Origin of the sequence: Dyadobacter sp. CY347 (assembly GCF_021502655.1) — a bacterium.
In the GTDB taxonomy this organism is placed as follows: domain Bacteria; phylum Bacteroidota; class Bacteroidia; order Cytophagales; family Spirosomataceae; genus Dyadobacter.
Genome location: NZ_JAKFFT010000004.1, coordinates 1,225,435 through 1,242,111, shown reverse-complemented (window position 1 = coordinate 1,242,111; position 16,677 = coordinate 1,225,435). Strand labels below are relative to the sequence as shown.

The window sequence follows — 16,677 nt, the reverse complement described above, 5'->3', positions numbered from 1 at the left end:
ATCATAAAGTAGAACCAGACTATTCTAGTATCCATCAGTCACATCATTATCAATGAGTTATACAACTTTTGGGAGTATTTAGCGCGAGCATATGGCATGCTTTTACTATATGGCAGTAAAGTATCAAACCAAAAAAATTCTAAATGATCATTTCTACCCCATTTTACACACGCCTCGCCCAAGTGCTGATCAGCATTATCTGCTTGGTTTACATTGCCATTATAGGTCAGACATTGCTGGCACCGCTACTCTTTGCGATGCTTTTTTCGCTGTTGCTTTTGCCATCCTGTGTATTCTTCGAACACCGTTTACGTTTTCCCAGGGCATTATCCTCGCTATTGTCTTTGCTGGCACTCATCGCGGCTATCGCTGGCGTATTTACTCTGTTAGGCTCGCAGTTGACAGCATTAGCGCAGGATTGGCCGGCATTCAAGCAGCAAGTGCTCGACACAACGGTAGATCTGCAAAAATGGATCGAAGCAACATTCCATGTCAACAGTGAGGAGCAGATGAACTACATCAATGATTCGGCGTCAAAGGCGGTAAACACGGGCACGAGCATTCTCGGACATACCATCCTGTCGGTTTCCTCCATCGTCCTTTTTCTGGTTTTCACGTTCCTGTACACATTCTTTATTCTCCTGCACAGAAGGCTGCTGCTCCGTTTTGTCGTTTCGGTTTTTGACCAGGAGCATAGTGTGGTTGTGTATGACATCGTCAGCCAGATCCAGTACATCGTAAAAAAATACATCTTTGGATTGTTCTTGCAAATGCTGTTGGTAACAGGACTTACATGCATTGCCTTTTGGGCGCTGGGTGTGAAGTATGGTTTCCTGCTCGGACTGATTACCGGAATTCTGAACCTGATCCCATACATCGGGATACTGACTGCCCTCATCCTGTCCAGCCTGATCACCTTCGCAACGGCGGGAACCAGCCAGTTGATCTTCGTCGCCATTGCTATCGTAGTGATCCACTTGATTGACAGCAACTATATCATGCCCAAAATTGTCGGTTCAAAAGTAAAGATCAATACGCTTGTCGCGCTGATAGGGCTTGTGCTTGGAGAGATGATCTGGGGCATCACTGGAATGTTCTTGTCGATCCCGGTAATAGCAATTTTCAAGGTCATTTTCGACCGGGTAAACGGGCTGAACCCATGGGGAATGCTTTTAGGAGAAGATGATAGTGATCCTGATTCAAAACCTGCCATTCGGGAAGTCGTAGAAGATGAGCATAACAAGGGAATGGACACTGGTAGCCAGGTACGTTAAGTCCCAATGGCTTACACAAACGCAGATATTTTCACAACATTAAACGGTAGTAATATGCACGGAAAAGATAAGGAGTTAAGGCCGGAGGAAATTGACCGCATAGTGGAAATGGCCTGGGAAGACAGGACGCCCTTTGAAGCAATTGAAGCGCAGTTCCTGGTAAGCGAACAGCAGGTAATCGAAATTATGCGGACTGAAATGCGGTCCAGCAGTTTCAGAATGTGGCGCAAGCGCGTACAGGGCCGGGTTACCAAGCATTTGAAATTAGCAGTAAGTCAGGAGACACGCTTCAAATCAAACATGCAGAGACAAATTAGCATGAACAAGATCAGTAAACGCGTGTCATAAGCACCGTTTTCCCCGGCAGGGTTATACCTGTTTTTTTTAGCTTTTTACATCTTCAAGCGATGCAATTGACTTGCTCATTTTGTGATTGTTTACTAAATGTGACATCATTGCCGATCCAAACCAAATAAAGCCTTACTTTGGCGTAAAGCTTCCTGTGCAATATGCGTCCTCGTTTTTTTGGTCAGAAGTGGTTACTGGGCTTCGCCCTGGCGATCGTTTACATTCCGTTGAGAACTTTCATCAATGTCCGGGTAGATTTCTGGACGACGATCCTGCACAAACTCCCGTTATTTTCGGTTGAAATTCTGATTAGTACGGTGTTTTATACCAGCTGGATTTACCTCATGGACTGGTTTCTCAAAAAGCTTCCGGTGCTGACCGGCAGCGAGCGGTCTGCGGACTTTAAGTTGTCGCATCAACTGATTGCACTGATTCCGGCTGTTTTACTGGCGCTGGTTTTTAATATTATGCTCATCAATACCTGGGGGTTTATGGACTCTAACTGGATTTTTTCTCCAAAATATGACCATTACCGCACGATGTCGATGGATGCTAAAATTACTCGTTACCATGCCAACCAGGCACTGACGATCCTGGCATTGATAGCGGGCTATTACCTCTGCGTCAGCAGCCAGGCCCAGGAAAAATTGCAAAAACTCCTGGTGGATTCCGAAAAGCTGGCCACGGAAAATATGAGCGCGCGTTTCCTGGCATTGAAAAACCAGATCAGCCCGCATTTTTTGTTTAATAACCTTAGCGTGCTGGCCTCGCTGGTGGAATCCCGGCCTGAAAAGTCGAGCGAATTCATCCAGCAGCTTTCGCTGGCCTACCGTTACATCCTGGAACAAGCGGAACTGCGGCAGATCAGCCTGAAAGAAGAATTGAATTTCCTTGAAACCTACACCTATCTGCTTCAAATGCGTTTTCATGAGAAAATAATATTGGATGTCCATGTATCTCAGGCCGATCAGGACCGATATGCCATTATTCCACTCACTCTGCAGCCGTTGATCGAGAATGCCGTCAAGCATAACACCATGTCCGTGGCAAATCCGCTTCGCATTAGCATTACTATTGAGCATTCAGTGTTGATTGTGCGTAATCCTTTGCAGGTCAGGAACCTGAGAGAACAGACAACCGGTCTTGGATTGAATAATCTCGCCAGCCGGTATAAATTGTTACAGGACAAAGCAGTTGTCATCGAGCAGACCGAAACTGATTTTACAGTCAAAATTCCCTTGCTGTCATGAATGTGCTGATTGTGGAAGATGAATATTTCAGCGCGGAACGGCTGAGAAAAATGATAGCTAACATGGACGCGTCTATGCATGTGCTGGCAGTGATACCATCGGTGTTTGAAACAATTGCTTATCTGCAAAATGAGGCAAACACAAGCCCTGACCTAATTTTTCTGGACATTCACCTTGAAGATGACAACGGGTTCAGGATCGTGGAAAGTCTGAATCTCACCATTCCCGTCATCTTCACGACCGCTTTCGACGAGTATGCGCTTAAAGCATTTAAAACCAACAGCATAGATTATCTTTTAAAGCCTATAAATCCCCTCGAGCTGCAAGCGTCGCTGGTTAAATTTAAAAAACTGAACGCCACATTGCCTCCTGCCAGCGGGGCCAATGCTGCGGAAGCACTGGTTGCGGAAAAATACAAAGACCGGTTCCTGTGTACCGCCGGTTCGCGAATATTTACTTTTACAAGCATTGAAATCGCTTACTTCGTGATCGAAGAAAAAGCCACCTTTCTGCGGCTATTCGATGGCCGGCACTTTGCGGTCGAATACAGCCTGGACAAGCTGTCCCAGCTCATGGACCCGGCGCAATTTTTCCGGATCAACCGCTCGCTGATGATTTCTATTACTGCCATCCGGAACATCCATGCCATAACCGCCGGAAAGCTCAAAATCGACCTGGATCCGGCATTAGGTCAGGAAACTTACGTCAGTGCAGACCGCGTGTCTGCATTTAAAAACTGGCTCGGAAGATAGTATTCCCATCCATTAAGCTCGTAAAAACGGATCTTCGGCGACGGGATCCCGTCATTCGGCAATTGTCTTTTTATTAATTGACTTTAAGTTACAACATTGGGTTAATGCATTAGCCCAATGTTGTAAAATGTCGTCGATCAAATTCACTGTCCGCAAACAATTTCACCTGCTCCTCTGTAAAACGCGGAACTGGGAGGCCAGCTACGAATTCGCTTCACATTACCGCCTGGTATTTGTCACCGGCGGGGACGGGCAGTTTATATTGAACTACGAGATGCATAATTACTGCCAGGGCGGTGTTATCCTGTTAAAACCCGATGAAATGCCTGTTTTTCAAGAAGATATATCAACCGAAGTTTTGGTGATCGCATTCAATTCGCCAGCGCGTGCGGACGTTGCTGAAAACCATATGTCCGAATTTGCAGAGACTTACAAACAGGTTGAAAATATTTTCAAAAATCTGCGCGTGCGTCAGGGGAAGCCCGTTAGTAACGAGCGGGATGCGGACACGATCCGCTATTTGGTGGAACAAATCACATTCGAGCTGACGCAGCAGCAGGCCTTATTTCTCAAACTGATAAAAGGCAGCGTTGCACTGATCGTGAACACTTTGGCCAGAAATAATTTTGAATTCCGCAAAGCCGAAGAGCCTGAGGCGCAACTGAAACTGTCAGAGGCGTTGGTGGAGCATCTTAAAAATGAACTGAGAAACGGGAAGACGATCCGTGTTCCGGAGTTGCTTATGAAGTTCAATATTTCAGAAGAAGCCGCCAACTTGTGTATGCTCAATAGCACCGGCATGTCGCTGCGGAATTTTATTTTCAAATACAAAACGGACCTTTTCAAAAGCCGGACATTAAAAATGGACGTCAGTGCCCCTCTTCTTCCTCGGAGTTTTTGAGTTTTGATAATAAGGCATAGGCCCCTTTCAGCACAATCTTTTGATTTTTCGCATCAAAGCCCTGCGGGAATTTGATTTGTGTGTACCCGTTCTCTGATACACCTTTCGTGACGGCGACCATTTCAAAAGTTAGCCCGTCGGGCTCAGTGCCTGTGCTATCAGCGAGGGCACCTTCCGGGCGCTGGATGAAGATATAGGAAGCCCCGTCAAAATCGACTATGGCCGGGCTCGGCAGCGCAGTGACAGGATTTGCGCCGATTTCGATCACAGCCTTTACGAAATTCTGTGGTAACAAGCCTTCGTCGTCTTTTTCAAGGTGGCAATGCACGCGCACCGTTCGGTCTTCATTGATCTTTTGATTGATCAGATACACCTTGGCCAGGTATTCTCTGGAAGGGTTGTTACTGACTGTAAAGCGCACCAACTGCCCCAGTTTGATTTTGGGGATATCCTGTTCAAAAATGGAAAGCTCGACATGCAAGTGATCGGTATCAACAATTTCAAACATCACATCAGTCGGGTTAACATATTTTCCAAGGTTCACATTAACCGTCGTAACAGAACCGCTGATGGGTGAACGTATTATGGCGCTGTTGACAATGGTGCCCTTTTCTAATGTATTAAGGTTTATACCAGCTGTAAAAATCCTTTCCCTTAGCCCTGCCAACCGTGCTTTCTGGGTTTTCACTTCTGAGGTTGCTTGCTGCAATACTTTTTGGGCATTGATGTTTTCCTTGCTCAGTTCCAGTTGCCTGCTATACTCTTGTTGGGCATATTCCAGCTTACTTTCCGTTTCCAGGAAATCCTGCTGGATCTGGATAAAATCAGGGTTTTCGATTGTGGCCAATATCTGCCCTTTCTTTACCTGCATACCCTGCAACAGTTCAGTTTTTCTGACAAACCCACCCAGTGGTGCGGATATGCTCACCAGGTTTTGCGGCGGGATATCGATCACGCCATTGGCATTGACAACATCGCTCAAATTACGCGTACTAACCTGGCCCAGTTCAACGGCGGCAGTTTCATACTGCGCTTTGGTGAGCTCAACGACATTCCCTTCTTCTTCATGATGCTCTTCTTGCTCGTGGGCTGGCTCCTGCTGCTTTTCTTCTTGCTTTTTGCCGCAAGCCCAAAGGCCCGCCAGAAGGAACAAGACAACTAATATATTTTTCATTGAATATAGATCAATAGTTAACGATAGATAATACAAAAGCGGATCATTGCTGTTTGGCTAGCAGAAATTCAATTTCAATAACCGATTGGTTATAACTGCCCAGCAGATCCAGGTATGTTGACCTGATATTTAAGGCCCTGGTCAGCGCCTGTGAAAATTCCACATATCCAATCTCGCCTGCTTCATAGGCCTTTGTGGCATTGCCTGCGATCACATCAGCAAGAACCAAGGTTTTTTGCTCATATATAAGCAGACTTTGAGCCGCACTTTGATAAGACTGCACAGCTTGCTGCAAGCTGCTGCCCACCTCCATCCGCGCAAGTTCCAATTGGTTCTGAGCGACTTTCTCATTGAGCTGTGATGCTTTTACACGTGCTCTGGGCGCGCCGCTGAAAAGCGGGACGGACACGCCAACCTGAAATCCCTGAAAACGCTTTCCGGCTCCATAAAAGACTTCGGTTCCATTGATATTTTGCCCCCCGATCAAAGACTGATTGAAATACCCTACACTGAATTCAGGTAACAAACTGGTGCGCTCAAAGGCCGTTGTCTGTCTTTCAATGGCAATCTGCTGGCTTAGGAACTGCAAATACGGATTTGAGCTAATGCCGGCAGTATCGAGTACAATAGTGCCCAGCGAGCGTTTTTCGAGCGTATCTGTCTGGGCTTGCATTGGCTCTGCACTGTTGAGCAGCATTTGCAGCTGTCTTTGCAGGACTAGTAAGTTGCCCCGGTTTTGAACAACCCGCGCCTGGATTTCACCTTGCTCACTTTGGGCGACTGAATATTCAAGTTGGCCCGTTTCTCCGGCCTTAAAACGAAGCGCCGCTGCTTTGACGAACCGGTCGGCACGCAGGCCTTCCGCCAATAGCATCTTTTGTTGCTGTTTTAAAAGGACCTGCTGATAATAATTGACTTTAACCTGTCTGATCAGCTCCGCCTTGGTCACTTCCAACCTTGCCTGGACGCCGTTAACCTGGGCAGACAACAGCTCTTTTCTTCTGGTGGCCACCTTTGGATGGGGCAAGGTTTGCGAAATATTGAACTGGTTATCAAACCGGTTACTGTTGTATTGACCTCCCATCCAGGAGATATCTGTTTTTGCGATCTGGGCCGAAGTGCCAAGCATTGCATTCTGGTAATCGATCTGGTTAATACCTGCTTTTACTTCCAGGTTTTTGTTGGTGGCTTCATTAATGGCTCCTTCAAGCGAAATCTTCCGGCTTATATTGGTTGAATCTTGTGCCTGGATATGGGGAGCATTAAAGGTGCATGCGGCAAAAACAAGTAGAAGAATCGCGGCAGGTTTAAATGCAGCGCCACCAAAGCGCTTCTCGACAATCAAGTATAATACCGGCAGCACCAGCAGGGTCAAAAGTGTTGCAGACACAAGCCCGCCGATGACCACCGTTGCCAGGGGACGCTGGACTTCCGCTCCTGAGCTGTTGGACAGCGCCATGGGCAAAAATCCCAGTGATGCCACAAGGGCCGTCATCAACACCGGGCGTAAACGAGTTTCTGTGCCTTGGAATATAACTTGTTTCAAATCAGTCATGCCCTCTTTGCGGAGCGAATTAAACTCTGCAATCAGCACAATGCCATTCAAGACCGCCACACCAAAAAGCGCAATAAAGCCGATCCCTGCCGAAATACTAAAAGGCATTCCGCGAAGTGAAAGCGCAATGATGCCACCAATGGCCGACAGCGGGATCGCGGTAAGGATCAAAAGGCTTTGACGCAGTGAATTAAATGTAAAATAAAGCAGCACAAAAATAAGCAGCAGGGCAATCGGCACAGCAATGCTTAAACGGGTATTAGCCTCTTGCAGATTTTGAAACTGGCCGCCATAGGTTGTATAGTATCCCGTGGGCAGCTTAATTTGGTTATCAATTTTGCTTTGAAGCTCCTTGACAATGCTCTCTACGTCTCTGCCACGAACATTAAATGCCACTGTGATCCGGCGTTTTGCATCCTCCCTTTGGATCTGGTTAGCGCCCGTTTTCATCTCGACAGTTGCGATCTGGCCAAGCGGGACCTGTTCTCCGTGCGATGTGGTCACAAACAAACCCCGGACATCGTCAAGAGTCTGACGGTTCTCGCTTTTGAGCCGGACGACAAGGTCATATCTTTTTTCACCTTCATAAACCACACCCGCGCTGCTTCCGGCAAATCCCGTATTAATGGTCCGGTTCGCATCTTCAATGCTGATGCCAAACTGCGACATGCGGTTGCGGTCGAAGTTTACCACGATCTGCGGCAAGCCGCTTACTTCTTCCACATACAGGTCTTGGGCACCTTCGACAGAAGCCACCAGTTTACCAATCTTGTTTGCCTGCTGGGCCAGCACGTCCAGGTCTTCCCCAAAAATCTTGATTGCTACATCCTGTTTAACCCCTGAGATCAGCTCATTGAACCGCATCTGGATGGGCTGTTGAAACCCGAATGTCACGCCGGGGATGGTTTGGGTAAGCATGGCCTGCATTTTCTCGGCCAATTCTTCTCTTCCTTCGGCTTTTGTCCACATTGATTTATCTTTTAATATGACCATCACATCACCGGCTTCCACGGGCATGGGGTCTGTGGGTATTTCAGAAGAGCCTATTTTACCTACTACTTCTATAACTTCATCAGGAAAATTTTTGCGCAGCACACCGGCCGCCTTTTGAACGGCATCCACCGATTCCGACAGCGAGCTTCCCGTCAGTACGCGCATTTCAATCGCAAAATCACCTTCGTCAAGCTGCGGGATAAACTCCCCGCCCATATTCATAAACATCCACAGGCTCAGGCCGAAAAGCGCTAAGGCAGTCACAACCACAATGAGTTTTTGCCGGAGCGCAAAGCTTAATACAGGCAAGTATAACCTGTGAAAAAAAGAAATGATCCGGTTAGAGATATTGGGCTTATGCTCATTTTTCTTACTCAAAAACAAGGCAGACACCATTGGCACGTAAGTCAGCGAAAGGATGAAAGCGCCGAGTATGGCAAAGCTTACGGTCTGCGCCATAGGCCGGAACATTTTTCCTTCAATGCCCACCAGAGCCAGGATCGGCAGGTAAACAATCAGGATAATGATCTCGCCAAAGGCGGCTGAATTGCGGATCTTGGAGGCGGACTCGTAGACTTCGTTATCCATCTCCTGCTGGGAAAGCCGGTGGGTATATTTCTTGCCCATTATATGGTGCAGCGTGGCTTCAACAATGATCACGGCACCATCAACGATCAAGCCAAAGTCAATTGCTCCCAGGCTCATCAGGTTTCCCGAAACACCAAAAAGATTCATCATACTGACTGCAAAAAGCATCGCCAGCGGGATCACCGAAGCCACCACGAGCCCGGCCCGAAGGTTTCCCAGCAAAAGGATCAATACAAAGATGACGATCAACGCCCCTTCGATCAGGTTTTTGGAAACTGTACCAATGGCATGATTGACCAGCTTGGTGCGGTCCAGGAACGGCTCGATCACCACACCTTCGGGAAGTGTTTTACTGATCTGCTGTATCCTTTCCTTCACATTGCCGATCACCTTGGCAGCATTCGCGCCTTTTAACATTAACACCAGCCCTCCTACTACTTCGCCTTCGTCGTTGCGCGTCATCGCACCATACCGTACAGCTGCGCCGTACTGCACCATTGCAATATCACGGATCAGTACGGGCAACCCGTTCGCCGTTTCTTTGACCTGGATGCTTTCAATGTCTTTCAGGTTTGTAATAAGCCCCTCACTTCTGATAAAGTAGGCATTGGGTTTTTTATCAATGTAAGCTCCGCCCGTATTTTGGTTATTTTTTTCAAGCGCTGTAAAGATTTCAGACATTGAGACCTGGGCGCTTCTTAATTTAAAAGGGTCAACCGCTATTTCGTACTGTTTTAAAAATCCACCAAAGCTGCTTACATCCGCGATGCCTTCTGTGCCCAAAAGCTGCCTTCTGACAATCCAGTCCTGGATGCTTCGGAGCTCCATAGGCGGGTATTTTTTCTCGTAGCCCTTTTTGGTATGCAGCACATACTGGTATATTTCGCCCAGTCCGGTGGTTACCGGCGCAAGCTCAGGCGATCCGGCGCCAGGCGGAATTTGTTCAACAGCATTTTGCAGGCGCTCGGAAACCTGCTGACGGGCCCAGTAAACGTCAATGTTATCTTTGAAAACAATGGTAACAACCGACAGCCCAAACCTTGAAATAGACCGGATCTCCTCTGTACTTGGAATGGTCGCCATGGCAGTTTCGACTGGGAATGTAACCAGGCGCTCTACCTCCTGAGCGGCCAGTGAAGGGCTGCTTGTAATGATCTGTACCTGGTTATTGGTAATGTCGGGCACAGCATCAATGGGTAGCTGCGTCAGCGAATACCCGCCCCAGACGACAAGAGCCAGGGTAAATATTCCGATAACGAGCTTATTATGAATGGAAAAATGAATGACCTTATCTAACATCTGAACTTAGAATTTGTGTAGAATGAGCCTATAACCGTGACCTGTAAAGTCACAGCAATAAAGCAAACCATAAAAGAATGGATTACACTAAATCCTTGGGGGTTGCCAGATAGATGCCGGATCACCGCCTTTGCTGCCAGCCGTATAGGCGAATGCATCATCCTTAAAAAATGGGACGGAAGTGACCTCAGGTAATGAAGCAAATGGCTGTTGCAGTGTTATGCCCGCGCAGCACGCACAGATACAAAATGGGGAGCAAAGGTCCACAGTGCCCTGATCCTGATGATCAGCACTGGTATTAATCGTGGCCGGGATGTCTTTATGTGAGAAGCGCAATGGTTCATCCTGACACGGAATGCAGGATAGAACTACTGTGTAAAAAGCCAATATATAAAGCGCTAATCTCATAACACCGCAAAAGTAGCTCAATAAAACATGCAACAGGTAGGCAGAAACAAATAAGAACCGAACCGGATTTAAAGACTATCACATGGGGGTAATACGACAATGCGCTTGTTCTGTAAGTTCAGGGTCAAAACGAGACATTCGTTGCTGCTCCCCGGTCATCAGCGAGCAGGATTGCTTTAATCCGGTCGATATGCACCTGGGAAAGCTCTGCCCTTTCAATCGCCGACTTCTTGACTGCCCCGGTTTGCTCTTTGGCAAATGTGGTAAGCAAATTTCGCCTTTCCTCAAACATGCGAAGCGCAGTCCACATGGTCTCTTCGATCTTCAGGGTCTGCTCGGTGATCAGACCTTGCGCGGTATACGCATGGCCTGTATGACAACGGTAACGTGTCAAGGGGCCTTTGTCCACTTTCCATAGCACACCGCCACAGCCAGGACAATTAAAGGGCACCTGGTCACCGAGGGAGTTAACAGCAGGTAAATCGCTTAACACCCGTTTGGCAATCTTTGCTTCGATCATTATATCCTTTGGGACCGGCTTATTTTTTTCTGGTTTTGCCGCCAGGAGCTGATACAGCAAACCGCCCATTTCCAGAAGGGGTAGACAAAAATCGACCTCAACCTGTTTGATAGCATTTGCAGGCATATCAGGGTATTCTGCATCTGCGGGGTCCTGAACAATGCATATACCGCCGCACCGCTTGATAGCGATCATCCCGGCTGTGCCATCATCCAGATAACCCGTTAACAGGACGCCAATCACATTGCTGCCGAAAACAACGGCAGCCGACCTGAACAATGGGTCGATCGCCGGCCGGGAGCGGTTTTCCTGTGCACCCTTGGTGACCAGGATTTTGTGATCATCACCAATCATTAAATGGTGATCAGAAGGTGCCAGGTATAAATGCCCGTCTTTAAGGCTTTCTCCGTTTACAGCATGCTGACATTTCAGATTATTTTGTCTTCCAAGCACGTCTAAAAGAATGTCGCCCGTTGAGTCAGCTGAAATATGCTGGACAACCAGTATGGGCGCCGGAAAATCTGCCTGCAGCTGGCTGGTTAATATTTTTAAGGCACTAAGGCCACCGGCGGACGTGCCGATAACGATCACTTTTCCCGACGGGGCCTGTTTGTTTTCGGACATAGCAACATGGTGGTAAAGTGTGGGCAATGTAAGTATACCAGTAAAAAGATAGCAACAATTGACTGGCTATTATTGCAGCCCGGCTATCGGAAAATAGATCACGAACTTACTTCCCGTACCCGGGGTGCTTTCAACCCGGATACTGCCACCGGCCGCATCAATGATTTTTTTAGCCAGATAAAGCCCGATGCCCTGTCCTTCATGGGCCGTTTGGAGCCTATGGTACTTTTGAAAAATATTCTCAATATCCTTTTGTTCCATCCCGCTCCCGTTGTCCTGGACAGACAATGCGGTAAATTCCCCTACCATTGACGTTTGGATGGTGACAAAAGGCGCATCCTCGGACCGGTATTTGATCGCATTTGAGACCAGGTTGAACAAGATGCTTCTCAGGTTTTTTTTGGAAAAAAGAATCTGACTCACTTTCAAGTCACTGGTAATCGTTGCGCCGGTCTGTTTGATTTTATCACCCAGGCTCCATATGATGCTGTCCAGAATTTCATTCAGGTCTACCATCTCTGTTGAAATGGCTTCGTCTTCGATCCTCGCCACAGCGCCAATGTCTTTCACCAGGGAACTGAATTTTTTTACTGAATCACGGATGACAGCCAGAAATGGTTTGAGCTCGGGATTGTCAACGGGTATATCCTCCATCAAGGAAATACTAACTTCGATATTCCCCAGCGGGGCAAGCAGGTCATGGGACGCCGTGTGGACAAAGTTATCCAGATCGGCATTGATACGGGTTAGGATCTCGTTCTTTTTGTCCAGCTGCTGTTGTATCTCTTTCAGGCCGGTAATGTCATTAAAAGTGATAATGGCGCCGGTCCTTTTATTGCCCTGCTGCTGAATATAGGCCATAGTCATGACCTGGTACCACTTGCCATCATTGGCCTGGATTTCCCGGGTGATGGAATAACCGTTTTCCAGGACATGGTTAATATCCTCAGAAAGGCTTTCAAACCTGAAATTGGTAGAAATATTACTGATCGGACGTCCAATGTCGCTTTCAACCAAGTTGATATGCCGGACTGTACCCGGCGAAAAGCGCATCAGCCGAAGGTCCGAGCTGACAAAGAGCTGGCCGTTGATATTGCTTTTGAAGTAATTGTTCAAATCATCGTTGAGGTCTAGCAGCTCCCGATTCTTTAACTGGTAATCCGCATTGATTGTGTGCAATTCTTCATTAATGGACTGCATTTCCTCGTTGGTGCTCTGCATCTCTTCGTTGGCTGAGAGCAGCTCCTCATTAAAGGACTGCATGTTTTCGTTGAGTGCAAACAGCTTTTCGCTGGCAGTGGCCAGTTGTTCCTTGAGGTCCTTGTTTTCCTGTTCCAAAAACCGGGTATAATCGTCCAGAAACAACTTCTGGTCAAACTGAATTTCATTTGAAGGTTGTTCAAAACCCTCATGCTCCGAAAACTGGACCACTAAAAACCCATTAAGCCGGCCTTTGTGAACAACCGGACTAACAGATAGGTTTACTTTAATTGCCTGCTCTCCCTGCTGGATCTGCACCCCTTTGACGACTGCTCGTTTATGGATTTCGCTGACTTTTTTACAGGCGGTCTTGTAAGCGATGTTCAATGGACCTGGTAACAGTTCTGTCAGATCCGAAGTTAAAATCTTCTGGGCAAGGAACCTGCCGGTAGGGCCATAGGATTTGAGCACCTTGTTGTTTTCATCAACACAAATAAGCAGGCGCTGCTCTTCATTCAGGACCGTTTCATGGATTGCCGCATCCAGGATACGGTCGGCTATTTTATTTGTTTCCGGCTGAGAAATCCCTAAGCTGGACGGCTTCTGGTAGGTATATTCCGGCAGTATAAATGTCTCGAAGTTTACCGATTGGACTGCATCCAGTTTCTGGTAGATCTTCGCACTTTTATCAATGATTTTCAGGCTTTTTAATATCGGCGACGGGTTCTCACTGGACCCAAGAAAAAGATATCCCTCGGGTTTAAGCCCAAAAAGGAGCATATGATAGATTTTCTGCTGCAATGTCGGAGTCATGTAGATAAGCAAATTGCGGCAGCTGATCAGATGCATATTGCAATAGGGCGGGTTTTTCACCAGATCGTGCCTGGAAAATATGACCATTTTCCGCAAGGCACCAGTTACCTTGTAATGTTCCCCTTCCTGCACAAAGTATTTTTCAAGATAAGCTTGCGGCATTCTGGACACCACAGCAGCAGTATAGATGCCTTTACCGGCATGGGCCAGTGCAGCTGTGTCGATATCGGTAGCAAAGATCTTCACTTCATGGTCTTGGACCTTTTCTCCCAAAAGCTCCCGCACCAGGATGGCCATCGAGTATGCTTCTTCGCCCGTTGCGCAGCCCGTAACCCATATCCTGATCTCCTGGCCACGCGAAAGACTTTCCAGTATGGAAGGGAGGACCCGCTTTTCCAGCGCATCGAAGGCTTCGGTATCCCTGAAAAAAGCAGTTACGCTGATCAGGAAATCTTTGGCAAGCGCTTCAATTTCATCAGGGGAACCTTTGGCAAATTCGAGGTAACTTTCAAGCTGCTCGAAGTTATTATAGGCCGCCCTTCTTTTGATCCGGCGCAAAATGGTAGACTGCTTGTAGTCTGAGAAATCCAGGGGCAACTGTTGGCTGATAAGCCCAATTAAACTGGCCACATTTTTCCCATCAGAGATGCTGGCTGCGAGTAATTCGATTTCCCGATTTACATAATCTTCAATTATGGCGGGCATAGCCTCTGGCTCCGCAATGAAATCCACCATTCCGGTGGCAATGGCATTGGAAGGCATGCTGTTGAATTCTGTGGTTTCCGGGTTTCTGGCGATCAACATTCCGCCAGTCTTCTTGATCGCTTTCACGCCTTCGCTGCCATCAGAGCCCAGGCCTGACAGGATGACACCAATTGCCTTGGGGCCACATTCGGTAGCAAGGGAGGCTAAAAATGTATTGATGGTCAGGTGCGGACTGCGCTCTTTGGATTTATCACTTAAATGTAAATGTCCCCTGTTAATGGTCATAAACTTATCTCCGGGAATCACATAGACAAAATTGGACTCAACACCCATCCCTTCTGCCGCCTGCACCATAGTAAGCTTGCTGTAGCGGGATAAGACTTCTGCCAACATGCTTTCATAATCAGCCGACAAGTGCTGGACGACAATATAGGCAACACCATCCAGCGGGGTATTTTCAAAAAAGGCAATCAGCTCATCAAGGCCTCCGGCCGATGCGCCGATGGCAACGATGTGATGTGGTTCAATTGAATTCATTAAGTGGAGAGGTAAGGTGCACGGATGTCGACTGTTACTGCCACATCACTAAATATTTAGTGCTATAATGTACAGAAAGTTCTTTAATGTGTTATAATGATTTTCACATTAAAGCAACCAAATGTAAACTAAAATTGTCGGCTGGTCAGTAATCGGGATGGTTACCTAACAGAGATGGTGAAGTAAAGAAAACCTGGTGAAAACCAGGAGGTTTTTGCGACTGCATCAGTAATACAGTCGCAAAAAAAAGTTTTCACAAAGTGAAGCTTCGAACTGGCCGTATACAATTAGATCATCGCTTTTAATTGCATATGCACGCGAGTAATGAAGGGGGATTAATTTAAGCCAGATTCGACGCTATTCAATGGTGATGATCTTATGATATCGCTCACTGATTTTGTCAACTTCGCTTACAAATACCTCATACTTTCCTACCGGAACTTCTTTGGGAATGTTAAAGAGCGAGAAAGGGATGAAAGAGTCAGTCTTGCCGGAGAAAGGCAATTCGAAAGTTTTACCCGAAGCAACATTTTTTAAAAACATAATGATGTTGCTCTTGTTACCTCCGTCGCGCAGATCGGCAATAATTGGTTCGCTTTTCTTGAAGGTTGTGATAGCTTTGTAAAGCGTTACTTCGCCCAATACAGCATTTCTTTCATTCGAAAGGGTGGCTAAACTTGGCTGTCTGGCGTCTTTTTTGATTTCGAGGATATTGCGGTTATAATTCCAATATGATGGCATTTCCTTGCCATCGATAAAAAGTGTCGCTTCGTAATTCCCACTTGGAAAAGAAGCTGGAATTTCCTGTTTTAAAGTTAAATAGTTGGTAGGCGATAATGTTACCCGTTTTGGTGAAGTGAAATCATTTTTGAGTTCCATGATATACTTATGTTCCGGCAATAGGTTGTAACCAGAATAGCTGATGCTGTTTGAAGTGTCCTTGCTGGCCGAGGTAAAAGGTAACATTCGTACAATTGACTTTCCATATTTCAAAACAAGCGCATCCGGGATAACGACCTTTCGGTTTTGCTTCTGCACCGTGAGCTCGTATTCCCCGGCTTCCATTGCTGCGGGGATCATGGCAAACAGATCATTATTAGGGTTTTCGAGATAGTATGCCCCGCGGGAAGGGGTCACGACGCCGGTTTTCTTGTTTTTGATAAAGATTTCAACGTCACTAACCCATTTATTGTTTTCAGTAATGGTTTCTGCGGTCCCTAGATTCTGGACAGGGATGTATACGAAAGTTTCTGTGCCGTCTAACGTCTCTTCGTAGTTTTTGCCCGTCGAAGGGGCCGTCATTGGGATTGTCGGATCAACGTATAAATAAAAGGCGCCCGGGTAAACGTCGTTTTTCTTATCATAGACGGTAAATGCAAGGCAGCCCGTTTTTGAAAAGTTCAGCTTCATTTCGCTCGGGTTGTATTCGTTCATGGAACCGTCCCGAATGAGAAAACCTTCCATCATTTTGATCGTGACCGTCATTTCGTCACCTTTTGCATATTCCTTAGGCAATGTGATCACGATCCGATCGTGGTGCGGCCCGTTTTGTTCGATCGTGGCAAAGCGGATATTTTCCTGGGGCACTTCGTCAATCGTAAAAGAAAGTAAACCGGTTGGCAGGTTCTGGGTTACCATTTCGGGAGCAGGCCCTTCATCTTCCTTTTTACAGGTAACTAATAAAACAATTAGCAGAAGCGGATAGAGGTAACGCACAGGAAGTTAGGGTTGAGTGT

The 16,677-nt window shown here is 46.9% G+C and carries 11 protein-coding genes; 5 read left to right on the top strand and 6 right to left on the bottom strand.

Translation table 11 applies throughout. The features are described 5' to 3' along the window. Positions 1–143: 143 nt before the first annotated feature. The 5 genes from L0659_RS13370 to L0659_RS13350 all read left to right on the top strand — a co-directional run bounded on the left by L0659_RS13370 (position 144) and on the right by L0659_RS13350 (position 4,525). The gene (locus L0659_RS13370) at positions 144–1,274 is read left to right on the top strand and encodes an AI-2E family transporter (protein WP_235126587.1); all 1,131 of its coding nucleotides are present in this window, start codon (positions 144–146) and stop codon (positions 1,272–1,274) included. 54 nt (positions 1,275–1,328) lie between these two features. Further along, positions 1,329–1,622 carry a TIGR03643 family protein gene (locus tag L0659_RS13365; RefSeq protein ID WP_235126585.1) on the top strand — a complete coding sequence of 98 codons (294 nt, stop codon included), beginning with the start codon at positions 1,329–1,331 and terminating at the stop codon, positions 1,620–1,622. 161 nt (positions 1,623–1,783) lie between these two features. Next, complete coding sequence (locus L0659_RS13360; RefSeq protein WP_235126584.1) at positions 1,784–2,872, top strand: sensor histidine kinase; 1,089 nt, start codon at positions 1,784–1,786, stop codon at positions 2,870–2,872. Beyond that, on the top strand, positions 2,869–3,624 hold the full coding sequence (locus L0659_RS13355; protein ID WP_235126583.1) for a LytTR family DNA-binding domain-containing protein: 756 nt from the start codon (positions 2,869–2,871) through the stop codon (positions 3,622–3,624). The genes L0659_RS13360 and L0659_RS13355 overlap by 4 nt, the downstream gene beginning before the upstream one ends. Positions 3,625–3,751: 127 nt before the next feature. Continuing rightward, positions 3,752–4,525 (top strand): hypothetical protein, encoded by a 774-nt coding sequence (locus L0659_RS13350; RefSeq protein WP_235126582.1) that lies wholly within the window; start codon positions 3,752–3,754, stop codon positions 4,523–4,525. On the opposite strand, the gene L0659_RS13345 is transcribed toward L0659_RS13350, so the two are convergent. The 6 genes from L0659_RS13345 to L0659_RS13320 form a co-directional block, all read right to left on the bottom strand. Continuing rightward, positions 4,494–5,699 (bottom strand): efflux RND transporter periplasmic adaptor subunit, encoded by a 1,206-nt coding sequence (locus tag L0659_RS13345; RefSeq protein WP_235126581.1) that lies wholly within the window; start codon positions 5,697–5,699, stop codon positions 4,494–4,496. The genes L0659_RS13350 and L0659_RS13345 overlap by 32 nt on opposite strands. 43 nt (positions 5,700–5,742) lie before the next feature. Continuing rightward, positions 5,743–10,134: a CusA/CzcA family heavy metal efflux RND transporter gene (locus L0659_RS13340; RefSeq protein ID WP_235126580.1), complete on the bottom strand. Its 4,392-nt coding sequence runs from the start codon at positions 10,132–10,134 to the stop codon at positions 5,743–5,745. 87 nt (positions 10,135–10,221) lie between these two features. Continuing rightward, entirely contained in the window at positions 10,222–10,542 is a 321-nt protein-coding gene (locus tag L0659_RS13335; protein ID WP_235126579.1) for a DUF6660 family protein, read from the bottom strand. A 124-nt stretch (positions 10,543–10,666) separates the two neighbouring features. Then, positions 10,667–11,686: a chemotaxis protein CheB gene (locus tag L0659_RS13330; protein WP_235126577.1), complete on the bottom strand. Its 1,020-nt coding sequence runs from the start codon at positions 11,684–11,686 to the stop codon at positions 10,667–10,669. Positions 11,687–11,755: 69 nt separating this feature from the next. Beyond that, the gene (locus L0659_RS13325) at positions 11,756–14,941 is read right to left on the bottom strand and encodes a CheR family methyltransferase (RefSeq protein WP_235126575.1); all 3,186 of its coding nucleotides are present in this window, start codon (positions 14,939–14,941) and stop codon (positions 11,756–11,758) included. Positions 14,942–15,298: 357 nt separating this feature from the next. Then, a complete protein-coding gene (locus L0659_RS13320; RefSeq protein WP_235126573.1) occupies positions 15,299–16,657 on the bottom strand; it encodes a hypothetical protein in 1,359 nt (452 codons plus the stop codon). Positions 16,658–16,677 lie beyond the last annotated feature (20 nt).